Origin of the sequence: Methylobacter sp. BBA5.1 (assembly GCF_000746145.1) — a bacterium.
GTDB lineage: Bacteria > Pseudomonadota > Gammaproteobacteria > Methylococcales > Methylomonadaceae > Methylobacter > Methylobacter marinus.
Genome location: NZ_JQKS01000012.1, coordinates 48,295 through 74,503, shown reverse-complemented (window position 1 = coordinate 74,503; position 26,209 = coordinate 48,295). Strand labels below are relative to the sequence as shown.

The window sequence follows — 26,209 nt, the reverse complement described above, 5'->3', positions numbered from 1 at the left end:
ATGCCAAGCATTGTTTAACCAAGTCATGCTTAATAGTTCACTATATCAAGCGGAGGAATTATGTCTTTATCTGCAAGAATTCGAGTGATCGTGTTGCATATCTTAATCGGTGCGATCATCAGCGTTATCGTGTTGCATCCAATCGCCAAAGCAGTTTATTGGTTTGAGCTCAATGATACGCCATATGTTAGCGGCTATGACAATATTTGGGCTTTTCTTATGGATCATTTTAATGCCTCTTTTAGTCGGGCAATGATACCTATGAGTCTGTTTTTTGCATTGATCGGTGGCGGTATCGGACTCGTATTTGCAATTTATCACCTGTCTCTTCTGAGGTCACATCAAAGGGTCCAGCTGTTGGAAAAAGAGCTTGCCGAGGATTTGCCCTCATTGATCAAAAGCAATGAAAGTGAACGTCTTGAATTTAAGTCATCAATCCGCTGGGATTTTCAACAGCAAAGGTCCAATAAAACGCTTGAAGCCGTTATCGCTAAAAGTATCGCAGGGTTCATGAATCATAAAGGCGGAAATTTGCTTATCGGTGTCAATGATAGCGGTCAGGTCGTAGGTCTGGAAAATGATTACCAGACCTTGAGACATAAAAATCGAGATGGCTTCGAACGTTGTCTCATGGACATTATAAAAACCTGGCTAGGCGGTGATGTCTGTTCCCTTGTGCATTGTGTTTTTGATGAGATAGAAGGAAAAGATATTTGCCGTATTATTATAGAACCCTCAGTAACGCCGGTTTATTGTAATACTGATAAGTTAGCCAAGTATTATGTAAGGGCCGGCAATAGCACACGGGAGCTTGATGCACGAGAAGCTTTTGCACATATTTCAAAAGTACGCGCTAGTTAAAGAGTGTAACTTGTAGATTGTCCAGCTGATTTGATAACCCTTGCTATTTTTCTTGGTACCCACATCGCAATTTTTCGGCAAGTCATTAGCCTGGCAGTCAGGTTTATGCCTCTGGCTTGCCTGTCAATAGCCCTTGAAGATTACGGAAATGTAATGTCCCGGTCAGCCTCCCGTAAGGGAAACTGTTTAAACTGACCACATTCAAATTAACCCGGAAACAGTCATGAAATCAGTTCTGAAACCACAGCTTCGTTCCTTAATATTAGTTTTTATCGTCAGCACCGGTAGCGCCTGGGCGCAAGAAGAGACGCCGGTGGAAGTGTTCAAGAGTCCCCAGTGCGGTTGCTGCGGAAAATGGATTAAACACCTGCAACAAAATGGTTTTCAGGTAAACACCCACGAAGTAAACGACGTCCCGGCAGCACGGAAAAAACTGGGCATACCTGATCGGCTGGGCTCCTGCCACAGCGCACGGGTCGGCGATTACGTCATTGAAGGCCATGTTCCTGCGGCCGATATCCAGCGCCTGATCAAGGAAAAACCCAAAGCGCTCGGCTTGGCCGTTCCTTCTATGCCGCCCGGTTCGCCGGGCATGGAAACTGCCAACCCTGTCCCGTATGAAACCCTGCTCGTCGAGGCGGACGGCAGCACCCGCGTTTTTGCCAGACACTAAGCCCTAGAAGAAAACCCATGAAAAGTTTGATTGCCCTCGTCCTCCCGGGCTAGCTTCATCGGACGATCATGCGCACGAACATGCTGACGCTAAACATAAAATCCACACAAAATAATATTCCTGAGAAGCCTATGAAATATATGAAATTTGCATTAATCACCCTTTTATTAATCGCTGTTTCTGCGTGCGCAACAGATTCCAATAGATCTAAAGATGACAGTCATTCACATCGTAGTGGCAGCAGCGGCGGACATAGCCATTAAAGTAATGGCATCCTGAGTTCCCTATGACTTCAACTTCAGGCGAACTAGGCCGAATACAATTTCTTGTCTGAGTAAGCATCATAATGAAACCTATTTCCAAACCTTCGCTACTATTGCCTAATCCTTCCCGTCGGCGCTTCATTGAAGGGCTGGCCGCTGGCGGTATTCTATTAGGGCTATCGCCATGGATCAAAACGGTTCAAGCCAAGGAAAAAATGCAGCTTGCCGAGGTACTGACCGGCACGGAGTTTAACCTCACGATAGCGGAAACACCCGTCAACTTTACCGGCACTCAATGTATGGCAACCACCGTTAATGGTTCGATTCCTGCGCCTACACTGCGCTGGCGAGAGGGGGATACATTGACGCTTCGTGTCACCAACCATCTTGCCGAAGAAACCTCAATTCATTGGCACGGCATCCTCCCGCCCTATCAAATGGATGGGGTGCCGGGCATCAGCTTTAAAGGTATCGCGCCGGGGGAAACCTTTACCTATCGTTTCAAGGTACAACAATCCGGCACCTACTGGTACCACTCACATTCCGGCATGCAGGAGCAGGCCGGATTGTACGGCGCTATCATCGTTGACCCGGCCGGCGCCGACCCGATCCGCGCCGATCGCGACTACGTGGTGCTTCTGTCCGACTGGACCGACGAAGACCCAATGAAAATTTTCTCCAAACTCAAGAAAAAGAGCGACTACTACAATTTCAATCAGCTTACGGCGGTCGATTTCTTAAGCGATGCAGCTGATGACGGGGTTGCATCAGCTATCCAAAAGCGGCACATGTGGAACATGATGAACATGAATATGACCGATCTGTCGGATATTTCTGCCTATACCTATACATACCTGATGAATGGCACAACCCCGGGCGGCAACTGGACCGGACTGTTCCGTCCAGGCGAGAGGGTGCGGCTGCGCTTCATCAACTCAGGGGCGATGACATTTTTCGATGTGCGCATACCTGGACTCAAGATGACGGTAGTCCAGGCCGACGGCCAGAACGTCGAGCCGATTTCCGTGGATGAATTTCGCATTGGCTCTGCTGAAACCTATGATGTCATTGTTACCCCCGAAGCGGGCGCTTATACAATTTTTGCCCAATCGATGGATCGCACCGGCTATGCCCGCGGCACGCTGGCAACACATGCCGGCATGACAGCGGCCGTGCCCACGCCGGACAAACCCGAACCGCTCACCATGGAGGATATGATGGGCAACATGGGCAGTGCCGGAAAGGCGGGGATGAATCACGGTGATATGGCTATGGATCACAGCGCCCACGCTATGGGCGGCGGACAGGTGCCTGTGCGCCACGCCAGTACCGAATATGGCCCCAGCGTGGATATGCGTGTGGACACGCCGCGCACCAATCTGGATGACCCCGGTATCGGCCTGAGAAACAATAGACGCCGAGTGCTGACTTATGCCGATCTGCATACCATCGGAGGGTCGCTTGATCTCAGAAAACCCGGTCGAGAAATTGAGCTCCATCTCACCGGCAACATGGAGCGTTATAGTTGGTCACTTGATGGCCTCGAGTTCGGCAAATCCACGCCAGTGCATTTCCCTTATGGTGAGCGGTTGCGCGTGATCTTGGTCAATGACACGATGATGACTCATCCCATGCATTTGCATGGCATGTGGATGGAACTGGAAAGCCCTGATGGCGATTTTCAGGTGCGCAAGCACACCCTCAGTGTGCAGCCGGCGCAGCGGGTGACTTTCCTCGTCACCCCCGACGGCTTGGGCCGTTGGGCCTGGCATTGCCATCTGTCTTATCACATGCATGCGGGCATGATGCGTGAAGTGGTTGTGGCCTGAGTATGTGTAATCAAATAAGCGTAATCGGAAAATGGGGCAGGAAACGATGATGAACCGTCGAGTCAATTTGATCGCCGCTTTGATGGCTCTCAAACTATCTTCCGTCTGGGCACAAGACCTAACGACCGTGGAAAGTGCGCAAACGAACCAAGTTAACGCCAATCATTCCGCACAGACGGAGCAGAAGCGGCGAGAAGTAAAGTCCGGGACAAAATCAAAGTCCGCTCCGGCAAATGCATCCAAGGAGATAGAGGCGATGCAGGGCATGGATCACAGCAAAATGAACCACGATGCCATGCCGGGCATGGCTCAAAGTGATAAGTCCGGCATGGTGGGAGGTTCAGGGCACGATATGAATCACGGTGGCGCAACTTCCGGGAAGTCCGGCGACATGAGCAACGTGAATCACGGCGGCTATGATTCGAACCATGATTCCATGTCCATACCGGGTGGCTCGGCTCCATCAGAGGCTCGTGATCCGCATGCCTACTCAGCGGGTTACGGATTCGGTTCGATTCCACGGCCAAGGTTGGGGGACGAAGATAACTTTGCCTCCCTATTGGTTGATCGGCTCGAAAGTGTGATGACGCGCAACAACACCTCTATGACCTATGACTGGCAGGCCTGGTATGGTCAGACTTATGATCGCGCACTCATCAGAGCCGAGGGCAGCATTGCAGATGGCACGTTTATAGACGCGCGCAACGAGCTGCTTTGGGCGCACGCTATTACCCCTTATCTGGACTCGCAACTGGGTATACGCTACGACAGCGGCAAGGGCACGGATCGCGGCTGGCTCGCATTCGGCATCCAGGGCTTGCTGCCTTATTTTACCTATGTGGAAGCGACAGCTTATGTTAACGAGCAGGGGCGTACCGCATTCCGGTTCGAAACAGAGTACGACTTATTGCTGACGCAAAAGCTCATTTTGCAGCCCCGCATCGAGATGAACTTTTATAGCCGGCGAGACGATTCGCGAGACGTCAGTAGCGGTTTATCCGACTTTGAAGGAGGTCTGCGCCTGCGTTACGAGATTCGACGAGAGTTTGCTCCCTACGTCGGCGTTGAATGGGCCGGTGTGTTTGGCTCGGCGGCAACTAATATACGGGCTTCCGGTAACGCTGCCGAGGAACTGCGGCTCGTTGCCGGGGTGCGGTTATGGTTCTGAGCCTTAGGTATTCCTCCGTAGGTTTTATTGGGAGAGATACGCACGGTGTTAATTACAGGCTTTTCAGGGGTAGTTGTAATTTTATGTCAACGAGGAAAAAGTGATGAAACAGTCAAACCGAAAACACATGAAGAGAAAATATGACGCTTTGATAATCCGCTTTGCTTTGCTCGGTTTATTTAACATTGCGCTAAGTGGCCCAGCCTTTGCTGATCCCGGAGAAATGGGAATGGGCAAATCGATGGGAACTACCGGCGATCAGCCCATTACTGATGAACTTGTGGAACTTAAAGGCAAAGCTGCTCGACTTGAGGCCGCTCTTGAGAAAAACCACCAGGGTAGCTCTGTTACCAAGCAACAGACGAACATGGGCGGCGACAAGATGGGAATGAATGGCATGGCTTCCCATAATGGGCATGAAAAAGGAATGCAGATGAAGGGTATGCATAGCCCGGATTCGGGCAATGGTTCAGGTGAGGCTGGCCAGGGAATGGAGATGAAACACGGTGGAAATCAAGGCGTAATGGAAACACAGGGTAAATGAAAAATTTTTACGGTGATACATAGGGGGAGAGATTATTGGCAGCCGCTAAAGAAGTTCTCATTGAAAAATTATATAACACAACTATCAGGTTAAAGGATGCGCAACGGCTCTATATCACAGACTCTCTCGACGAGGTTTTAACATGCAATCAATCCTGCGCTGGAAAACGCGATTTATCATGCCGGTTACTGAGGCTCCAACACACTTTGAGTATTATATGGAGATACATAACCGGAAATTTACTTAATGGGAGGTGAGAAAAAAGACAATATCCTTAAACCGTATCAGAAAAAATTTTTAAGCTACTAATTTATGTCAACGAGGAAAAAGTGATGAAACAGTCAAACCGAAAATACATGAAGAGAAAATATGACGCTTTGAGAATCCGCTTTGCTTTGCTCGGTTTATTTAGCATTGCGCTAAGCGGCCCAGCCATTGCCGGTCCCGGAGAAATGGGAATGGGCAAATCGATGAAAACGCCCTGCGAACAGCCCATGACTAAAGAAATGCAGATGAAAGGTATGGATAGCCAGGATACGGGCAAAGGTTCAGGTGAGGCCGGCCAGGGAATGAGTAAATCGATGGAAACTCCCTGCGAACAGCCCATGACTAAAGGAATGCAGATGAAGGGTATGCATAGCCCGGATTCGGGCAGTGGTTCAGGTGAGGCCGACCAGGAAATGGAGATGAAACACGGTGGAAATCAAGGCGGGATGGAAACACAGGGGAAATGAAAAATTTTACGGTGATACTTAGGGCGAGATATATAACCGGAAATTTACTTAATGGGAGGTGACAAAAAGACAATATCCTTAAACCGTACCAGAAAAACTTTTAAGCTACTAATTTATGTCAACGAGGAAAAAGTAATGAAACAGTTAGACCGAAAACACATGAAGAGAAAATATGACGCTTTGAGAATCAGCTTCGCTTTGCTCGGTTTATTTAGCATTGCGCTAAGTGGCCCAGCCTTGGCCGGTCCCGGAGAAATGGGAATGGGCAAATCGATGAAAACGCCCTGCGAACAGCCCATGACTAAAGGAATGCAGATGAAGGGTATGGACATGATGAAAATGATGGGAATGATGCACGGCGGCAATCAAGGCGGAATGGGTATGATGAATATGGACCAGAGTGCTCTTCCGCCGTCAGCCTTACCCGGATTTCCCGGGACTTCCAACATTTATCATATTGGCGCTACCGGCTTCTTTTTAGATCATCCGGAGCATCTTAATCTTTCAAGTGAACAGAATTCTCTTCTAAATAAAATAAAAGAAGAATCGGGCAAGGAGCAAGAAGAATTGCAAAACAAAGTTGAGGCATTGGAGAGCGAGTTATGGACTCTAACTGGAAGCAATGAACCTGATATTCGAAAAATCACTGATAAAGTAAAAGCCATTGAAACGCTGCAAGCCGAAAAGCGCTTAAGCTTTATACAGGCCGTAGGGAAAGCAGCTAACACCCTTGATCAAAAACAGAGGGAAGCACTCGTTGGGAATATGAAATAGAGTACGACCTCTCCCTCACCCTAACGAACCTGAAGAAGCTTTGATCACCCCGGAAAATAAAAGAAATCATATGAAGAAGATAGGCATAAAAAAAGCGATTATTTCTTGCATCATGATTGTGGTGGCATCTGTCACTGCACCGGGTTGGGACGCCATGGCCCAGGATGGACCATGGCAAGGAATGCAAAGAATGGGAGGCCCTGCAAATCGGAAGGGTTCGGACGCTATGACTCAGCAAGATCCAGAGCAAGAGCATCGTAGCCACCATCCGGGACTTCAGCAGGGAAATGATCAGACATCACAATCCACAGAGAACCAACCCTCCGGGCCGGCGGGGATGATGGGGCAAATGGGGAAGATGATGAAGCAAATGAATCTTCCCAAACCCAAAGAGCTTTATCCCTCTCTCATGGAGTTTCCCGAGCTCCCGATAGAAAAACGCGTTGAATTGCAGGCAACGGCCCATCAGCGAATGAAAAGTTCGATAAAACTGTTTTCCGAAGGCATTGACAGCCTTTCCCGCGAAGCCGTCACTGATAATTACGCCGCCATGCAGGAGAGTGTGAAGGTGGCGAAAGAAGGGCTTGCTCAGTTTGAAAGCGCCCTGGCTACTCATCGCGCTTTAGCTGAGGGAAAATCTCCGCGCAATGTGGCTCTTCAGTGGTTTAAGCGGGAGATGAATCTCGATAACTCCGCTGCCGGCTATTCGAAGGGCATATTCGAGTTCTCTTGGTTTCATTTCAGTCTGATGCTTATTCTCACAGTCTTTGCCGCCGTAATGATTGGCATGTATTTTTTTAAGATGCGCCGGGCCTCGTTCCTGCTTCAAGATGTACTTGGAAACGCCCCGCCAGCGCCATCAGTTAAAGCTGCGCCTGTCCCAGCATCTGCTTCGGAACAAAGTTCGGCAACGCTACCCAGCCAAAGAAGCAAGAAATGGTCGGGGAAACTGCGTGTCAGCCGCATCTTTAAAGAAACACCCGATGTTCGGACCTTTCGACTGATGAACCCGCTTGGAGGGATGCTTCCCTTTAGCTACCTGCCCGGACAGTTTCTTAGCGTTACAGTGATGGCGAATGGGAAAACTGAAAAGCGTAGTTACACGATCGCCTCTTCGCCAACGCAAAGCGACTACGCGGAAATTACCGTGAAACACAAAGAAGGGACGGGGGTTTCAGATATCCTCTTCAATCACGTACAGGAAGGGGATCTGCTCGAATTTTCTGGCCCTTCGGGCGCTTTTACCTTTACTGGGCGGGAGTGTAGATGCATTCTCCTTATCGGTGCTGGAGTAGGCATCACACCCTTGATGAGCGTTCTCCGTTATCTTACTGACCGGAGCTGGCCGGGGGATATTTATTTGCTTTACGGGAATAGCACTCCAAAAGACATTATCTTCAAAGAAGAGTTCGAATACCTTATGCGCCGGCATGCCAACCTGCACGTGGTTTTCATGGTATCGAACCCGGAAGGAACGGACTGGGCAGGACCTACCGGGCACATTGACAAGGAATTCATCGCTAGATCTGTACCCGACATCACCTCACGTTATGTGCACATTTGCGGTCCTGTCCCGATGATGGAGGCAGTGAAAAAGATCATGGCCGAACTCGGCGTGCCTAAGGACCGTATAAAAATAGAAGCGTTTGGCCCGGCCCTCGGAAAACCTGAACCGGCAAAAAGGCCCGGTGAGGCAGAAGTGGGAAAGAAAGAACCCGGCGTTGCCCTTTCCACGGTGCGATTTGCTCTATCTGATAAGTCGGCGCTACTACCACCCGACAAGACAATTCTCGATGTTGCAGATGATATAGGTGTCGACATCGATAATTCGTGCCGTGCGGGCATCTGCGGACTGTGTAAGGTGAAATTGCGTTCCGGCCAGATAAGGATGGAGGTTGAAGATGCCCTGACACCCGAAGACAAAGCCGAGGGCTTTGTCCTGGCATGTCAGGCCAAATCAACCGGAAACATCGAAGTGGAGGCTTAGAATGAAGGAGCGCGAACGACTGGTTGTGAGCGGACTGGTCATTTTTTTTATAATTCTCTGGCTAGGCTTTTTGGTGCACCGCTCGCCCCGTTTTGCGGGCAGCTTGCCGGGCGGTATATTAGCTGTCTCCGGAACGCTACTCATGCTGGTGCCGCTTGCTTATATGATTGTAAAGCGTATTTCTCCTTTAAGAAACACGGTGACCCGTTGGGTTTCTATGCGGACTTTGCTGAGTTGGCACATTTACGCAGGAATCCTCGGACCCATTTTGGTTATCCTTCACACGGGGCACAAATTTGTCAGTACGCTAGGCATTGCTTTAACGGCAATGACTGTCCTGGTTACCCTAAGCGGATTTACTGGCCGGTATCTCATGGGCATGTTTTCGAATAACCTCCGCGAGCAAAATGAAACGCTAGCCCAACTGCAACTGGCCTATCGGGAAACGGCCACAGAAATTACTGCTCATCCGGAGCAGGCCGCCGTATTGCAACCTTTTTTGGGCGGTGTTTCACGCTTTTTGGCGGGCTTTTTTCTTAACTCGGGGTCGGGGAGTACAGGTTCCATGCCTGCCTCAATACGGATACTTCACCTAACTGAATCCATGTCGGATCTAGAGTACGCGATTAAAACTAACGAACGGTTTAAAGATTGGTTCGGGAAGTGGCTTAAATTCCATATTGTTATCGCCATTGTGCTGTATGCATTGCTAGCGCTTCATATCTGGTCAGGAATCCACTTTGGTCTTAGGTGGTTTGAATGAAGCAATTCTTGCTGTGGAGCATTGTATTTATTTCTCTCGGCGTGGGGGGATGGTTTATTTTGCCGCAGGAAGACATGCTTAAACAAGCTGTAACCTGGCAGCGGCTTGCCATGCCAGGTGAACTTTCCAGGGCCCATTCGTTTCTCGATCGAGACTGTGCGGCGTGTCATACCCCGGTGCAGGGAATCGAAGACAGTACCTGTATTTCTTGCCACGCCAATAACGAATTTCTTCTGCAACGCCAGCCGACAGTCTTTCATGCAAGTATAGGGAGCTGTGCCAGTTGTCACTTGGAGCACGCCGGAAGGCAAAATCGAGACACAGTGATGGATCATAAAACGCTTGCGGCGATTGGTATAAAGACGTTACAGAGGCATGAAAATGAAGATGCAGACGATCAGAATACCGTAAATGAGATTTTGTACTGGATGAAGACTCATACAGCCCAGGGGGAAATATCCTCTTCTGAACTACTCCTTCAATGCTCGTCTTGTCATGCAAATGAAGATCCTCATCAAAGTCTTTTTGGTAAAGAATGCACTGATTGTCACGTAACCTCGCACTGGACCGTTTCTGCTTTCCGGCATCCGTCTCCCAATTCAACCAATTGTGCCCAGTGCCACCAGGCTCCCCCAAGTCACTATATGAAGCATTTTAAAATGATCTCAGCGACTGTGGCCGGAAAGCCTCATGCAAAGATGAATGAATGTTTTGAATGCCATCAAACTACCTCGTGGAACGATATACGGAGCGTGGGGTGGTATAAACATCACTAAAGGATCAGATGAGGTAAATGCAGTCTTTAAAGTTAACCCGAAAAGGCATGATTAGCTTAATAAGGCAGTGGATTGTAAGTACATCAAAGCACAAAAATAGTAATTTGCGCTTGGCGGCGCCAAGTGCTGACATCTTGTTTTAACCGCGTAAGATACCAGCAAACGTGGCTGCAACACTTTGATATGCAGGTTATGTTGAGTCGCGACAATAAGGGCTAATGATATCAGTGATTTGGATTTCAAAAGGTAAAAAAATGAATAATAAAGACCCAATGCAAAAGGCAACAAAACCGGATAAAATGCGCCGCCCAAAAAGTCCGATGCCGCCCATGTCTTCAGGCCAGACGGTGGTAAGGCCCGATGGGTGCGCCGCAAGCATGAATACGCCTGAACGCCCGCTACATGATTACGCGACAGAGGTTTCCGAACGGACCGAAATTCGGAGGGGCGTTCCGTTGCCCATGGGCACTCATGAATTTGGGAGAGGAGTCAATTTCGCCTTCTTCAGCCGGCATGCCAGCCGCGTTCGGCTGGAGTTGTTTGACCACCCCGAAGATGCCACGGCCGCCCGGGGGATTGATCTCGATCTCGCGCGCAACCGCACAGGTGACGTGTGGCACGTCTGGATTGAGGGAATTCGATCTGGCCAGCTCTATGGCTATCGCGTGGACGGCCCGTATCAACCCAAGGACGGGCATCGTTTCAATTTCAACAAGCTGCTCCTGGATCCATTTGCGACAGCGATCTCGCTTGTACCCAATTGGGATTTTGGCACGGCGCTAGGTTACGACACGTCTGAGGCAGACAGAGATTTGGTTTGCTCGAAAGTCAATGATACCGGAGCCATGCCGAAATGTGTGTTTACTCACGAGCACTTCTGCTGGCAGGACGACCGGCCGCTTAGGCATCCATGGTCAAAAACAGTGCTTTATGAAATGCATGTGCGTGGTTTCACCATTCACCCGAGCTCCGGCGTGGAGAATCCCGGCACATACCGGGGACTAATGGAAAAGATCCCCTACCTCAAAGACCTGGGAGTTACGGCGGTGGAATTGATGCCGGTATATGAGTTCAACGAAAACCAGGTGCCGGTCGTCAATCAGCAAACAGGCCAGCCGCTCAGAAATTACTGGGGTTACGATCCCGTGGCCTTCTTTGCGCCCAAAGCATCCTACAGCAGTACCGGAGGCTTGGGCCAGCAGAAGCTTGAATTCAAGGAAATGGTCCGGGCCTTTCACGAAGCCGGAATTGAAGTGATCCTGGACGTGGTGTTCAATCACACAGCGGAGGGAAACGAATTGGGGCCGACACTCTGTTTTCGTGGTATTGACAACGCGATCTTCTATACATTGGCGGACGACAAACGCTACTATAAGAATTACACAGGTACAGGCAACACTATCAACGCCAATCATCCCGTGGTGCGGGATTTCATCTTGAGCGCATTGCGTTATTGGGTGGTGGAGATGCATGTGGATGGATTCCGGTTTGATCTGGCGTCGATTCTCGGCCGGGATGGCGCAGGCAACTTGCTATCGAACCCCCCGCTGATCGAGCGGATCGCCGAGGATCCGATCCTGCGGGGAACCAAGCTCATTGCCGAAGCATGGGATGCCGCCGGAGCCTATCAGGTGGGCAATTTCTCCCGGGGCTGGGCGGAGTGGAACGGCCGCTACCGTGACGATGTGCGTCGATTCTGGCGTGGTGACGATGGGATGCTCGGTTCATTTGCCAGCCGCATCTGCGGTAGCGCCGATATTTATGCCGGGACCGGCAAATGTCCTGGGTGCAGCATCAATTTCGTCACTTGTCACGATGGCTTCACCCTGCATGATCTGGTGAGTTATCACACCAAGCACAATGAAGCCAACGGAGAAAACAACCATGACGGTACCGACGCCAACTTCAGCGAGAACTACGGCGCTGAAGGCGAGACGACGGATGCCGGGATCGAGGGCTTGCGAAAACGCCAGATCAAGAACTTTCTGCTCACCCTGTTGATCGCGCGCGGCGTGCCGATGCTGCTCGGCGGAGACGAATTTCGTCGCACCCAAGGCGGCAACAACAATGCCTACTGCCAGGACAATGAAACGAGCTGGCATGACTGGAGCTGTCTGGAGCAGCACCAGGAAATTTACCGCTTCACCCGTGGCATGATCGCCTTTCGTCGAGCCCATCCGATTTTAAGTCAGGAGCACTTCTACACGGATGCCGAGATCAGCTGGTTCAACCCGCATCAGGGATTGCCCAACTGGGCCGACCCGAAAGAAAATCAGTTTGCCTGTCTGATCCATGAGGACAAACAGAACGCACTTTACCTGATGTTCAATGCCGGCGCCGATGCGGTCGATTTCGGTTTGCCTCCAGTACTGCCAGGGGCTCGGTGGTATCTGGCCGTTGACACAGCTCGTGAAGCGCCACAAGATCTGTTTGCTGCGGGCGAGGAACCGCTTTGGGAAGATCCACAGACTTACCACCTGAGCCCCCGATCCAGCGCCATACTTCTGGTTCGAGGAACGAAAGTTTAAAGGCGATACATAGTGATGACGGAGGCCAAATGAAAGGCGTTGAAGTCCATTATCAGTTTGGTGATTTTCTTAATAAAGCGGTGATCCTGTTCAAACAGGTTATTCAAATAGTTGACTTGACATATTTGAATAACGCTCAGTAAACCTGCAAGCATCAGGAATACAGCTTAACATCGCCCCAGTAAAAGTTCGGTAAATTAATATAAAAATGACATTGCAGATTCTCTGCTAATGATAACGGGAGAAACACGACTATGAACACGTGGCATAACCAATCAATTACCGAAGCCGCAAGCCTTCTAGCGGTTGATGTAGAGCAAGGGCTTTCCGGCAATGAAGCGAAAAATCGCCTCGCCCGGTATGGGCAAAATAAACTGCGCAAGGGCAAGGGTTTTTCGGCCCTGGTCATTTTTATAAGCCAGTTCAAAAGTCTGGTTATTTGGGTGCTGATTGGCGCGGCTGCTGTTTCCGCCGCACTGGGCGAAACCATCGACGGCATCGCTATTATTGCTATCGTGATACTGAATGCAGTGATCGGTTTTATTCAGGAGTATCGCGCCGAGAAGGCTGCGGCAGCGTTGGCGCGTCTGGCATCACCCCATTGCCGCGTGGTGCGTAATGGTCATAGCGTGGTGGTCGCCGCGACTGAAATCGTCCCGGGCGATATTCTGCTTCTCGAAGGCGGGGATCTGGTCGCTGCGGATGCTCGTCTGATCCAGACCTCTGTTCTTCGCATCAACGAAGCGCCGCTTACTGGTGAATCACAAGCGGTAGGCAAGTTCACCGGCGGCTTGCCTCCAGAAACGCCGCTGGCTGAGCGAAAAAACATGGTCTTCCTCGGCACCAGCGTGACAGGAGGCACCGGCCGTGCCTTGGTGGTTAAAACCGGCATGGAGACGGAACTCGGCCATATCGCCAAGCTTCTGGAAACCGCCGAAAGCGGGGAAACTCCGCTGCAACGAAAACTCGACCGGGTAGCGGGTTGGTTATTGTGGGCCTGCTTCGGCATTGTTGCGCTGATTTTCAGTCTTGGATTACTGCGCGGAATTGCACCGTTTGAGCTTTTCCTGAGCGCGGTGAGTCTTGCAGTAGCCGCCATTCCGGAAGGGCTGCCCGCCGTGGTAACTGTCGCGCTCGCTTTGGGTGTGCAACGCATGGTGCGGCGTAATGCCTTGGTGCGGCACATGGCCTCGGTCGAAACGCTAGGCTGCGCAGAGGTCATTTGCACGGACAAGACCGGCACGCTGACGATGGGAGAAATGACTGCCCGCAAGTTGATTACGGCGGAGAGTTTGTATCGCGTCACCGGCGAAGGTTACGCCACGGAAGGCGCTTTTTTTTCCGGCAATGAGGAAACCCTGCCGTCGAAAAGCCCCGCGCTCATGGCCTTGTTGCGCGCATCAGCCGCCTGCAACGATGCCGAACTGACTCTAACGGATGATCGGCCTGGAATAGTAGGCGATCCTACTGAAGGAGCGCTGTTGGTGGCTGCCGCAAAAGGCGGTATTACCCGTGATGTTTTCGAAACTGAAATGCCGCGTCTGTCTGTATTGCCTTTCGATTCAGACCGCAAACGCATGACCGTCATCCGAAGTCGGGAAAACCGTTCCTGGGCCTTCGTTAAGGGCGCACCTGAAGTTATTCTCGACCGTTGCAAGCTGATCCGTACCGACCAAGGCGTAAGGGAATTGACTGAAAACGATCGCACCCGGCTGCTCCAGGCTAATACCTTACTGGCACATGATGCACTGCGCGTTCTTGCCGTCGCTGAGCGACCCCTGGATGACTTCAGTTTCGAAGAGGGCGTGGTTGTGAACGACACCGAGATCGAGCAGGGACTCACCCTTTTGGGGCTCGTAGGCCTACAGGACCCACCTCGTAACGAGGCGAAGGAGGCCGTAATCAAGTGCAAACGGGCCGGGGTCAAAACCGTAATGATCACCGGCGATCATCCCGACACTGCACGGGCAATAGGCCATGAATTGGGAATTCTGGGAAAAGGCGAAGAAGTTCTCGTAGGCGCCGAGCTTGACCGCCTGGACGACGAAGCGCTGAAGGAACGTGTAGCACAAGTTTCGGTTTATGCGCGGGTTACCGCCGAGCACAAGCTCCGTATCGTCCGCGCATGGAAGGCGCGGGGCGCAGTCGTTGCGATGACCGGAGACGGGGTTAACGATGCCCCTGCACTCAAGGAGGCGTCTATCGGTATCGCCATGGGTATCACCGGCACCGAGGTGACCAAGGAGGCCGCTGACATTATCATCACCGATGACAATTTTGCCTCTATTGTCGCTGCCGTAGAAGAAGGACGGGGCATTTATGACAACATTGCCAAAACCTTGGCCTATCTGCTAAGCGGCAATACCGGCGAATTGATCGTGATGCTGAGCGCGGTTCTGCTGGGCTGGCCGCTGCCGCTGTTGCCGCTGCATCTTCTGTGGATCAACCTGGTGACAGACGGCTTGCCGGCGCTCGCTCTGGCGACCGATCCGATTGACCCGGGCGTGTTGAATCGCCCGCCGCGACGTTCCCAAGAAACGCTATTCAACCGGGATTTCCTCACACTAACCCTGTTCACCGGCTTGCTGACCGCCAGCGTCACTCTTGGCGTGTTTGCCTATGAACTCTACATCGACAACAGCCTTGAGCAAGCCCGCGATGCCGCATTTACCGCCCTAGTAATCGCTGAGCTGCTACGCGCATTCGGCGCACGGAGCGAACAGCTCACCATTTGGCAGATAGGCCTGTTTTCCAATATGCGCTTGTTTCTGGTTGTGGCGGTGAGCTTCGCCTTGCAGTTGGCGATACACCATGTCCCCATGCTGCAAAAACTGTTTCAGATCGAGCCGGTGTCACTAAATCAGTGCATGGCCTGGATCGGAGTTGGATTCATACCGCTGATTGTTCTGGGACTGAGAAAAGTCATCCGTCGCCCCCGAGCGAAGAAGGTTTGAAATAAAATTGGGCCATAACGATTCAAAATCAGATTGTGGAAAACGTAACTCGCCACCAATGGATTTCAGAAGCGGCTTATTACAAAGCAGAAGCCAGAAATTTTGCACCCGGCAGGGAGCTTGAGGATTGGCTGGCAGCCGAAAAAGACTATGTAAAGATGCAAATTGCACTTTATCTGTCTATGGTTGAAGAAGATGGAGCTATGACCCTCCTGGGTCTACAACAACTGGCAAATTTGGTGGGAGTTGAAAACCCTGAATGTAACAATTTGAAAATCGAACTGATTCATTCCATTCAGAATGCGAGTCAGCATCGACCCTGCTTTCGAACGGATCCAAGCAAAACCTGTCAAGAAGAAGACTGTATATGGAGAGCTAAATGTCTCAAATTGATTGCGGTGTGGTACCGCTAACCGGAAAATACTGGTGTTTTAGCCAGACAGAGTAAGCGGCTCTTTTGCCTACCGTCTACGACTAGACTATAGGGTATGACAATGACAAATTACGTTCTCAAAAATACTTATACCTGCCCCATGCACCCCGAAATTCGACAGAAACATCCGGGAAACTGTCCTAAATGCGGAATGGCGTTAGAAAAAGCAGTGGATTCGACTCCCGAAATTCGTACCGAATATGTTTGCCCGATGCATCCGGACATTATCCGCAAGGAACCGGGGTTCTGCCCCAAGTGCGGCATGGCTCTGGAATCCCGCGACGTTTCAGGAAAGGAAGAGGAAAACCAGGAGCTTAGCGATATGCGCCTAAGGTTCTGGGTCAGTTTTGTGTTGTCCCTGCCGGTGTTTTTGGTCGCGATGCTGCATGATCTGATGCCGGCATTCGTCTCCGACTACTTATCCCTACGCCAACTCCAATGGCTGGAATTCGCTTTGGCCACGCCGGCCGTGTTGTGGGGAGGCTGGCCTTTTTTTCAACGCGGCTGGATTTCTGTGATTAATCGCCGCCTGAATATGTTCACCTTGATTGCGTTAGGCGTTGGCGTGGCCTGGATTTACAGCGTACTGGCCATTTTTCTTCCGCCGATTTTTCCGCCGTCGCTGCGCGATGAACATGGCGTGGTGGCGGTGTACTTCGAAGCCGCAGCCGTGATCACGACGCTGGTTTTGCTTGGCCAAGTGCTGGAATTGCGGGCAAGAAGCCGTACCAGCGCGGCGATTAAACTGTTGTTGGGTCTGGCTCCCAAAACCGCACGGCTTCATCATGCCGACGGCAGCGAAACGGATATTCCCTTGGAACAGGTGAAACCCGGCGATATCTTGCGGGTGCGTCCCGGCGAAAAAGTGCCAGTGGACGGTGTCGTACTCGAAGGGGCGAGTTCGGTCGATGAATCGATGGTAACTGGTGAGCCGATTCCGGTTGAAAAAGTGGCGGATCTGCCGCTGATCGGTGCGACGATTAACGGCACTGGGAGTTTGTTGATGCGTGCCGAGCGGGTCGGCAGCGAAACCTTGCTTGCCCAAATCGTGCACATGGTCAGTGAAGCGCAACGTAGCCGGGCGCCGATCCAAAAACTGGCCGATACAGTTTCTGGCTACTTTGTGCCCGCGGTGGTACTGACGGCCCTGATCACGCTCGTGGTTTGGTGGGCCTGGGGACCCGAGCCCAAATTGGCTCACGCGGTCGTGAATGCGGTAGCGGTATTGATCATTGCGTGTCCCTGCGCCCTGGGATTGGCCACCCCGATGTCGATCATGGTCGGTACCGGCCGCGGTGCAATGGCGGGCGTCCTGATTAAAAATGCCGAAGCGCTGGAGGTGATGGAAAAAGTGGATACTTTAGTAGTGGATAAAACCGGCACCCTCACCGAAGGAAAACCTCGACTGGTCACGGTCGAGGCGGTCAATGACTTCACGAAGGACGAGGTCTTGGCTTATGCGGCCAGTCTGGAACGAGCCAGTGAACATCCGCTTGCCGCGGCGATCGGCCAAGGCGCAGAAGAGCAGGGGGTAAAAGCATTGCCTGTCACTGAGTTTCAATCTCTAACCGGAAGAGGAGTGAAAGGGCTGATCAATGGCCGACGCGTGGCGTTGGGTAATGCGCAGTTGATGACGGAAGAGGGCATTACGACAGGCTTATTGGCAAACTCGATAGAGGCGCTGCGTCAGCAAGGGCAAACGGTAATGATTATCGGGATAGACGGCCAAGCGGCCGGCCTGCTCAGCGTAGCCGATCCGATTAAGCCCACCACCTTCAAGGCTTTAACTGATTTGCATAAAGAAGGCATTCAGGTGGTGATGTTGACCGGCGACAATCGCACGACGGCCGAGTTTGTGGCCAAAAGTCTGGGGATCGATCAAGTGCAGGCAGAAGTGTTGCCGGAGCAAAAAACCGAAGTGATCAAAAAACTACAGAGCGAAGGCCGTATCGTCGCGATGGCGGGCGACGGCATCAACGATGCACCGGCGTTGGCGGCGGCCCATATCGGGATCGCGATGGGTACGGGCACGGACGTCGCGATGGAAAGTGCCGGTATTACGCTCGTGAAAGGTGATCTGATGGGGCTGGTCAAAGCCCGCCATTTAAGTCGAGCGACTTTACGTAATATCCGCCAAAATCTGTTCTTCGCGTTTATCTATAATGCCCTTGGCGTGCCTATTGCCGCCGGCGTGCTCTATCCGTTTTTCGGTATTCTCTTGTCGCCGATGATTGCGGCGGCAGCAATGAGTCTGAGTTCGGTTTCGGTCATCAGCAATGCGTTGCGGCTAAGGCGTATCACACTATAAATGAGAGATTGACAGGGCAAAGGGGGGGAGAAGAGTGCATATTCATATTCCATCACAAACCAGCCGCTCCTTCCGATTGAAAACCGCCAACAGTTCCGATTCAAACCCAGGCCATTGATTCCGATACAATTACGCCAGTAGTGAATGTCGGTTTTTAGGTAAGACGAATTGGCGCTTTCGACCGAGGCTGTGTCAAAACGCAAAAATCCAAAAGCCTGTGGTTTGGTAATGCCTAATTTCGGACAAAATATTAGCCTTAGTGGAGCCAATCATTGATCTGTTGCCCCTCTCAGGCTGATCGGTGGAGTATTTTACATGTCAGGCAAGTTTAGTGATGAGTTTTGACACGGTCAGGGCCCTATGGCGACATTCGCTTTATATTTCTATACGGCTGCACATCTATAGATTGCAGACATTCATAGTTTGGAAAAGCCTCCGTTCAAATGCTCATGCCCATCTGGTCGGGGCGCAAATACCTCCATATATGCCAGAAAGCTTGTGTTTTTGACTTTATATGGTATAACGACCAATTATGGATACTTTACGACGTTCCAAAACTTGGCTTTCTTTTGTGCTAATCCTTACGGTACTTGGTCATTTCGGCCTTAGTCATGGGGAGTCGGCCTTTGTGCTGTGTTTTGGTGCTGACGGTCATGTCGCCGTAGAGCGCATCAGTCAAGATCATGGCGCCAATGCGGATAAAGCTACCCAGCACAAGGACGAGGCTAACGCCTATATCACGGACGGCGATTCACCCTGCACGTCGCCTTGCACCGATATCCCCATAGCCGGCGATGACCATGGCGCCCATGTTCCCTTATCAGTTTTATCTAAAATATCGCTCGATCTTGGGCTGTTGCCCCTATTTTTCCTTGTTTTTTTCCTCATACCCTACGCCAGGGTAATTCCACAGCGACATTTTTTTTCCGATCCTCTTTTCACGGATTCCCGGCTGCTTAGCCTACGCAGTACCGTTCTTCTGATTTAGCCCGCTCTTCATAGCCGTAACCCGCCGGCCGATGGCGCAGGTTTGCGCCTGCTTGTCTGCTCGGCGTTCGTTCCAATCCACGCTACGGAGAGACTATCCATGTGCTCGAATTATGCGCTGCCGTTCGGCATCGCCCTCAGTATCATCATTGCAGCCGGTCCAGCCGGCGCCGATCCGACAGACCAGAAAACGCCGCTCGTCCATCTGGAAAACCAGAATCAGGCGGAGCGCGATCCAAGCGCGTCCGACGAACCGGCCGGAACTTTGGTTATGCCGCAGGCGCTGGCCCTGGCCTTGACCCAAAACCCAGAACTCGCCGCCTTTTCCTGGGAGACCCGCGCACGGGAAGCGGCCGCTTTGCAGGCGAGCTTTTTCCCGAATCCGACTTTCGGCGCGAATGCGGCGAACTTCGGCAACCGCTCGATTCAAGGCTTCGACGGCGATGTGGTGACCTTGGAACTCAGCCAGTTGATCGAATTGGGCGGCAAGCGCGCGGCTCGAACGGAGGCCGCCGCCCTGACCAAAGAATTGGCCGATTGGGATTACGAATCCAAGCGCATTGATGTCCTAACCCAGGTCTCCCAGGCCTTCATTGAGGTGCTGGCGGCGCAACAACGTCTGTCGCTGACGCAGCAAATTCAGGAACTGGCGAATCAGATGCTGGTGATGACGTCCGCGCGGGTCCAGGCCGGCAAGGTCTCGCCCGTCGAAGAGACCAAGGCCAAAACGGCCCGCGCTTCGGTGCAGATTGAACTGATGCGCGCCCAAAGAGAATTGGAAGCGGCCCGAAAGCGTCTCGCCGCGAGTTGGGGCAGCGCCGCTCCCCGCTTCGAGGCGGTCGCCGGCGATCTGAACGCCATTCGTCCCCCGCCATCTTTAGAGTCGCTGCTGCAGCGGCTCGCCAACAATCCGGATTTGGCCCGCTGGGCTACGGAAATCACGCAGCGGCAGGCGCTGATTACGGTGGAAAAATCCAAGGCCATTCCCGATGTGACGGCAACGCTAGGGGCGAGCAAGTACCTGATGCCTAATGATTATGCGCTCGTCGTCGGTTTTTCGATACCGCTGCCGGCATTCAACCGCAACCAGGGCGGCATCCTCGAAGCCGAGCATCTGCTGACCAAAGCGGAGGAAGACCGCCGCAGCGCAGAGGTGAGGATTGCGACCGCATTGAACACCGCCTATCAGCGCTTAAGCGCCGCACATGCCGAGGTCTCGGCGCTGCGGCAGGAAGTTTTGCCCGGCGCGCAAAGCGCCTACGCTGCCGCCCGCGAAGGCTATCGTTTAGGCAAGTTCGGCTTTCTGGACGTGCTCGATGCGCAGCGCACCCTGTTCGGAGCCAAAACCCAGTACCTGCTGGCGCAGGCGGATTATCACAAGGCTGTAGCCGAGGTAGAGCGATTGATCGGCGGCGGTCTGGACGACGGTGCCTTGGCCAGTCTTAAACAGGAGGCATCGCAATGAAAACGAAACAGAGTTTGATTATTTCCGGATTGATCGCGGTCGGCATCGTGCTTGCCGTATTGATCCTGCGCCTAGAGCCGCCTACCCATACAGAGGAAGAAAGCGAGTCGCATGAAGCAAAAACTGATGATAACGGAGGTCCGCACGGCGGCAAGCTTTTCGTCAAAGGCGACTTCGAACTGGAAATCCTGCTCGCGGAAGACGAAGGCGAACCGCGCTTCCGCATTTATCTGTTTAATCAGGATAAGCCTCTGTCGCCGAATGCCGCCCAGGTGTCGGCGATAGTGACGCGGCCGGATGGCGAGAAGCAGAACATCGACTTTGTGTCGGAAAAGAATTTTTTGCAGAGCGCCCAGCCAATCGAGGAGCCGCACGTATTCGAGGCAACCGTGATTGCGCAGCATGATAGCCAGTCGCTGCAATTTTCCTGGGTTAAAGAAGAGGGGAAAATCAATCTGACCGATCAGCAGGTCAAGGAAGCAGGTGTAAAGACCCAGACAGCAGGTGGCGCGCGCATCAAAAACGTAGTGACCCTGCCGGGTGAAATTCGCTTCAATGAAGATAAAACGTCTCACGTCGTCCCTCGTCTAGCCGGTGTGGTCGAGGTTATATCCGCCAACCTCGGAGACCCGGTTAAGAAAGGTCAAGTGCTGGTAGTGATTGCTAGTACCGGACTGGCGGAACAACGTAGCGAGTTGCTCTCCGCACAAAAACGTCTGGAACTGGCTCGTGCCACCTTTGCGCGGGAAAAGCACTTGTGGGGGGCAAAGATCTCGGCGGAGCAGGACTACCTGCAAGCCCGACAAGTAATGAACGAGGCGGAAATCGACGTACATAATGCTCAACAGAAGTTGATGGCGCTTGGCGCAAGTCCAAATGTATCGGTCAACTCCGGTTCGCTCAACCGCTACGAGATTCGTGCGCCGTTCGACGGCATGATAGTCGAAAAGCATATTGCCCTGGGTGAAGCGGTCAAAGAAGATGCGAGCATCTTCACCATTTCCGATTTGTCGTCGGTGTGGGCCGAGATCATCGTATCGGCGAAGGATCTCAACGTGATCCGGGTCGGCGGGAAGGTTATGATCAAGGCCACGGCACTCGACTCCACGGCATCCGGCACGGTGTCCTATGTGGGCGCACTGATGGGCGAACAAACGCGTACCGCAACGGCGCGCGTGACGCTGGCGAATCCGCAGATGGCATGGCGACCGGGGTTGTTTATCACTGTCGAGATCGTAGCCAGCGAAACCGAGGTGCCGGTCGCCGTATCGTCTGATGCTGTCCAGAATGTCAACGACGAGCCCACGATTTTTGTCCGCGTGCCGGGTGGATTTATTGCGCAACCGGTCATTACCGGGCTTTCAGATGGCAAGTTTGTGGAGATTGTGAAAGGACTCAAACCTGGCACTGAATATGCTCTCAATGGCAGCTTCGTGCTCAAATCCGAACAGGGTAAAGAAGGAGCCTCACATGAGCATTAATGCAATAGCCAGTTTAGGTCGTTTAGGCTTGCCACTGCCCCGGGAAGCGGGCGCATCATTATTATTCATACGCAATGGAAAGAATTATGTTGATACTGAAAACCACCGCTCTTTTCCTCGTTACCGCACTTGCCGAAATCATCGGCTGTTTTCTGCCCTATCTGTGGCTCCGCAAGAGTGGATCCCCATGGTTGCTGCTACCGGCAGTGCTCAGCCTGTCGCTGTTCGTATGGCTGCTTACTTTACATCCGGCCGCCAGTGGCCGTATTTACGCTGCTTATGGCGGTGTTTATGTGGCTACCGCTCTGGTTTGGCTAAGAGTAGTGGATGGAGAAAGGTTATCTATATTGGATTGGATGGGGGCGGGAATCGCTTTGTTCGGAATGGCGATCATTGTGCTGGGCTGGCGCAGCGAAGTTTAGGCCATGATTTTATTGATTTCGTAAGGAAAACTACAGTGCAGGAGGCCCCCCATCATGTTTGAACGACTTATCCGCTTATCCATCGAGCACCGCTGGCTGGTTATCCTGGCTGTGCTCGCTATGGCGGCGCTCGGCATCTTCAATTACAAAATCCTGCCGATCGACGCCGTCCCGGACATCACCAACGTCCAGGTGCAAATCAATACCTCAGCGCTGGGCTATTCGCCGCTGGAGACCGAACAGCGCATTACCTATCCAATCGAAACTGTCATGTCGGGTCTGCCCCATCTGGAGCAAAGCCGGTCGCTGTCGCGCTACGGCCTGTCGCAGGTGACGGTGATCTTCCGGGACGGCACCGATATTTACTTTGCCCGGCAGTTGGTTAATCAGCGCATCCAGGAAGCCAAGGATAAACTGCCTGCCGGCATCACACCGGCGATGGGGCCTATCTCGACCGGCCTGGGGGAAATCTATCTGTGGACAGTCGAAGCCAAAGACGGCGCCAAAAAACCTGACGGTTCGCCTTACACGGCAACCGACCTGCGCGAGATTCAGGACTGGATCATCAAGCCGCAACTGCGCAACGTGCCGGGCGTGACCGAAATCAATTCTATCGGCGGCTTTGCCAAGCAATATCAGGTCGCGCCGGTTCCGGAAAAACTTGCTTCCTACGGCCTGACGTTGCAGGATATCGTGACGGCGCTGGATCGCAACAACAACAATGTCGGCGCCGGCTACATCGAAAAGCGCGGCGAACAGTATTTGATCCGTGCGCCAGGCCAAGTGCACTCGATGGAGGATATCCGCAACATCATTCTCGGCAATGTGCAGGGCGTGCCGATCCGGATTCGCGATGTGGGCGAGGTCGAAATCGGCCGCGAACTGCGCACCGGCGCCGCCACCGAAAATGGCCGCGAGGTCGTGCTGGGCACGGTCTTCATGCTCATCGGCCAGAACAGCCGTAGCGTTTCGCAGGCGGTCGACAAAAAAATGGGGGAGATTAACCGTACACTGCCCGAAGGCGTGCGGGTAGTCACCGTCTACGACCGGACGGTACTGGTCGATAAGGCCATCAACACCGTCAAGAAGAACTTAGCCGAGGGCGCGATCCTGGTGATCGTGATTCTGTTCCTGTTCCTCGGCAACATCCGCGCGGCCATCATCACGGCGTTGGTGATTCCATTGTCGATGTTGTTCACCTTCACCGGCATGGTGACTTACCAGGTTAGCGCGAACCTGATGAGTTTAGGTGCACTCGACTTCGGTGTCATCATTGATGGTGCTGTGGTAATCGTGGAAAACTGCGTGCGGCGGCTCGCCCATGCCCAGGAACAACAGGGGCGTTCGTTGACCCGTAGCGAACGCTTTCAGGAAGTGTTTATAGCCTCGAAAGAAGCGCGGCGGGCGCTGTTGTTCGGCCAGCTTATCATCATGGTCGTGTATTTGCCGATCTTCGCCCTGACCGGCGTGGAAGGAAAAATGTTTCATCCAATGGCTTTCACGGTCGTGATTGCCTTAGTGGGTGCCATGATTCTGTCAGTCACGTTTATTCCGGCGGCCGTAGCGCTGTTTATCGGCGACAAAGTACCAGAGAAAGAAAATGTTCTGATGCAGACGGCTAAGCGTCTTTATGCGGTAGCGCTGGATCAGGTCATGATTAACAAACCTGTGGTGTTGACGTTCGCTGTCGTCACAGTAATCCTGTCAGGTCTCTTGGCGACGCGTATGGGCAGTGAATTTGTGCCTAGTTTGAACGAAGGAGACTTCGCTATTCAGGCGCTGCGGATCCCCGGTACCAGTTTGTCGCAATCGGTCGCCATGCAGCAACAAATTGAACATTCTCTGAAACAGCAATTCCCGGAAATCGACCGGGTGTTTGCGCGGACGGGTACCGCCGAGATCGCCTCAGACCCGATGCCGCCCAACATTTCGGATGGTTACATCATGCTCAAGCCGCGAGGGCAATGGCCCGATCCGGAGAAATCGAGGGACGAACTGCTCGCTGCTATACAGACAGCAGCAAACAAACTCCCCGGCAACATTTACGAATTCTCCCAGCCTATCCAACTGCGCTTCAATGAGCTGATTTCAGGCGTACGTAGCGATGTCGCGATTAAAGTATTCGGCGACGATATGGCTGTGCTGAACGACACGGCGACTAAAATCTCATCGTTAACGGAGAAGATTCCAGGCGCTTCTGAGGTTAAAGTGGAGCAAACGACAGGCTTGCCTATGCTAACTGTCAACATTAACCGAGACAAAACCTCTCGTTATGGTTTAAACGTAGGCGATGTGCAGGATGCAGTGGCCACCGCGATTGGCGGGACAGAGGCAGGAACTTTGTTCCAGGGTGATCGTCGATTCGACATTATTGTTCGCCTACCGGAGAACCTGCGCAGCGATCTGGAAGCGATCAAACGATTACCGATTTCATTGCCGCGAGTGCAAGGCGGCGACGGTCGAGCCACCTATATTCCGCTTGCTGAAGTCGCAAATCTTGAATTAGCCCCAGGACCCAACCAAATCAGCCGGGAGAACGGCAAACGCCGGATCGTTGTAAGCGCCAACGTGCGTGGTCGTGACATCGGTTCATTTGTTGCCGAGGCCGGGCAGCGGCTTCAGCAGCAAGTCAAGATCCCGGCGGGATACTGGAGCACATGGGGCGGGCAGTTCGAGCAATTGCAATCGGCCACGCAACGCTTGCAGATCGTGGTGCCGGTGGCGTTACTGCTGGTCTTTACACTGCTGTTCATGATGTTTGGCAACGTCAAAGACGGTTTACTGGTCTTTAGCGGCATTCCTTTTGCGTTGACGGGCGGTTTGGTCGCGCTCTGGCTGCGCGATATTCCGATGTCGATCTCGGCAGCGGTCGGCTTTATCGCGCTCTCCGGTGTGGCGGTGCTCAATGGTCTGGTGATGATTACCTTCGTCCGTAGCCTGCGCGAACAAGGCATGTCGTTGGATAAGGCGATTGTTGAGGGCGCTCTCACGCGTCTCCGGCCGGTGCTGATGACGGCATTAGTGGCGTCATTCGGTTTCGTGCCGATGGCAATTGCTACGGGAACCGGGGCTGAAGTGCAGCGGCCACTGGCCACCGTGGTGATCGGCGGCATCTTGTCGTCAACGATGTTGACTTTGTTGGTGTTACCTATCCTATACTGGCTCGCGCATCGCAATGATAAACAACAAGCAGGTTCCGTGATACCGGGAAATATGCAGATTGGGTTTGATGAGGAGAGAAAGAGATGAAATCATGCAA

At 52.5% G+C, this 26,209-nt stretch carries 19 protein-coding genes and 1 pseudogene; 19 read left to right on the top strand and 1 reads right to left on the bottom strand.

What is annotated here, in order from left to right:
- Window positions 1-60: 60 nt before the first annotated feature.
- The 11 genes from EK22_RS08585 to glgX all read left to right on the top strand — a co-directional run bounded on the left by EK22_RS08585 (window position 61) and on the right by glgX (window position 12,900).
- The gene (locus tag EK22_RS08585; RefSeq protein ID WP_036249966.1) at window positions 61-861 is read left to right on the top strand and encodes an AlbA family DNA-binding domain-containing protein; all 801 of its coding nucleotides are present in this window, start codon (window positions 61-63) and stop codon (window positions 859-861) included.
- Between the two features lie 223 nt (window positions 862-1,084).
- Window positions 1,085-1,534: a DUF411 domain-containing protein gene (locus EK22_RS08580; RefSeq protein WP_036249963.1), complete on the top strand. Its 450-nt coding sequence runs from the start codon at window positions 1,085-1,087 to the stop codon at window positions 1,532-1,534.
- Window positions 1,535-1,880: 346 nt separating this feature from the next.
- Window positions 1,881-3,626 (top strand): copper resistance system multicopper oxidase, encoded by a 1,746-nt coding sequence (locus tag EK22_RS08575; protein ID WP_036249961.1) that lies wholly within the window; start codon window positions 1,881-1,883, stop codon window positions 3,624-3,626.
- Window positions 3,627-3,657: 31 nt separating this feature from the next.
- Window positions 3,658-4,794, top strand: a complete 1,137-nt coding sequence (locus EK22_RS25220) for a copper resistance protein B (RefSeq protein ID WP_235209257.1) — start codon at window positions 3,658-3,660, stop codon at window positions 4,792-4,794.
- Window positions 4,795-4,897: 103 nt separating this feature from the next.
- A complete protein-coding gene (locus EK22_RS08565) occupies window positions 4,898-5,338 on the top strand; it encodes a hypothetical protein (protein WP_152565048.1) in 441 nt (146 codons plus the stop codon).
- A 332-nt stretch (window positions 5,339-5,670) separates the two neighbouring features.
- Entirely contained in the window at window positions 5,671-6,072 is a 402-nt protein-coding gene (locus EK22_RS08560; protein ID WP_036249955.1) for a hypothetical protein, read from the top strand.
- Window positions 6,073-6,207: 135 nt separating this feature from the next.
- Window positions 6,208-6,846: a periplasmic heavy metal sensor gene (locus EK22_RS08555; protein ID WP_152565047.1), complete on the top strand. Its 639-nt coding sequence runs from the start codon at window positions 6,208-6,210 to the stop codon at window positions 6,844-6,846.
- Between the two features lie 70 nt (window positions 6,847-6,916).
- The gene (locus EK22_RS08550) at window positions 6,917-8,833 is read left to right on the top strand and encodes a 2Fe-2S iron-sulfur cluster-binding protein (protein ID WP_051961793.1); all 1,917 of its coding nucleotides are present in this window, start codon (window positions 6,917-6,919) and stop codon (window positions 8,831-8,833) included.
- Between the two features lies 1 nt (window position 8,834).
- A complete protein-coding gene (locus tag EK22_RS08545) occupies window positions 8,835-9,596 on the top strand; it encodes a hypothetical protein (protein ID WP_036249953.1) in 762 nt (253 codons plus the stop codon).
- Window positions 9,593-10,372, top strand: coding sequence for a cytochrome c3 family protein (locus EK22_RS08540; RefSeq protein WP_036249951.1), 780 nt, complete (start codon window positions 9,593-9,595; stop codon window positions 10,370-10,372). The genes EK22_RS08545 and EK22_RS08540 overlap by 4 nt, the downstream gene beginning before the upstream one ends.
- Window positions 10,373-10,626: 254 nt before the next feature.
- Complete coding sequence (glgX, locus tag EK22_RS08530) at window positions 10,627-12,900, top strand: glycogen debranching protein GlgX (protein ID WP_235209256.1); 2,274 nt, start codon at window positions 10,627-10,629, stop codon at window positions 12,898-12,900.
- A 20-nt stretch (window positions 12,901-12,920) separates the two neighbouring features.
- On the opposite strand, the pseudogene EK22_RS25215 reads toward glgX, so the two are convergent.
- Window positions 12,921-13,031: pseudogene (locus tag EK22_RS25215) on the bottom strand (IS6 family transposase); the annotation flags it as partial.
- 123 nt (window positions 13,032-13,154) lie between these two features.
- Here EK22_RS25215 and EK22_RS08520 point away from each other — a divergent pair.
- The 8 genes from EK22_RS08520 to EK22_RS08485 all read left to right on the top strand — a co-directional run bounded on the left by EK22_RS08520 (window position 13,155) and on the right by EK22_RS08485 (window position 26,199).
- Window positions 13,155-15,854, top strand: coding sequence for a cation-translocating P-type ATPase (locus EK22_RS08520; RefSeq protein WP_036249943.1), 2,700 nt, complete (start codon window positions 13,155-13,157; stop codon window positions 15,852-15,854).
- A 35-nt stretch (window positions 15,855-15,889) separates the two neighbouring features.
- Window positions 15,890-16,267, top strand: a complete 378-nt coding sequence (locus EK22_RS08515; RefSeq protein WP_235209254.1) for a DUF2934 domain-containing protein — start codon at window positions 15,890-15,892, stop codon at window positions 16,265-16,267.
- A 120-nt stretch (window positions 16,268-16,387) separates the two neighbouring features.
- Entirely contained in the window at window positions 16,388-18,595 is a 2,208-nt protein-coding gene (locus EK22_RS08510; RefSeq protein WP_369798200.1) for a copper-transporting P-type ATPase, read from the top strand.
- A gap of 532 nt (window positions 18,596-19,127) precedes the next feature.
- Window positions 19,128-19,583, top strand: a complete 456-nt coding sequence (locus tag EK22_RS08505; protein WP_036249934.1) for a hypothetical protein — start codon at window positions 19,128-19,130, stop codon at window positions 19,581-19,583.
- A 99-nt stretch (window positions 19,584-19,682) separates the two neighbouring features.
- A complete protein-coding gene (locus EK22_RS08500) occupies window positions 19,683-21,047 on the top strand; it encodes a TolC family protein (protein WP_036249932.1) in 1,365 nt (454 codons plus the stop codon).
- Window positions 21,044-22,528 (top strand): efflux RND transporter periplasmic adaptor subunit, encoded by a 1,485-nt coding sequence (locus tag EK22_RS08495; protein ID WP_081917803.1) that lies wholly within the window; start codon window positions 21,044-21,046, stop codon window positions 22,526-22,528. The genes EK22_RS08500 and EK22_RS08495 overlap by 4 nt, the downstream gene beginning before the upstream one ends.
- Window positions 22,529-22,614: 86 nt before the next feature.
- The gene (locus tag EK22_RS08490) at window positions 22,615-22,950 is read left to right on the top strand and encodes a YnfA family protein (RefSeq protein WP_200882577.1); all 336 of its coding nucleotides are present in this window, start codon (window positions 22,615-22,617) and stop codon (window positions 22,948-22,950) included.
- A 54-nt stretch (window positions 22,951-23,004) separates the two neighbouring features.
- Window positions 23,005-26,199: a CusA/CzcA family heavy metal efflux RND transporter gene (locus tag EK22_RS08485; RefSeq protein WP_036249927.1), complete on the top strand. Its 3,195-nt coding sequence runs from the start codon at window positions 23,005-23,007 to the stop codon at window positions 26,197-26,199.
- The last annotated feature ends 10 nt before the right edge of the window (window positions 26,200-26,209 follow it).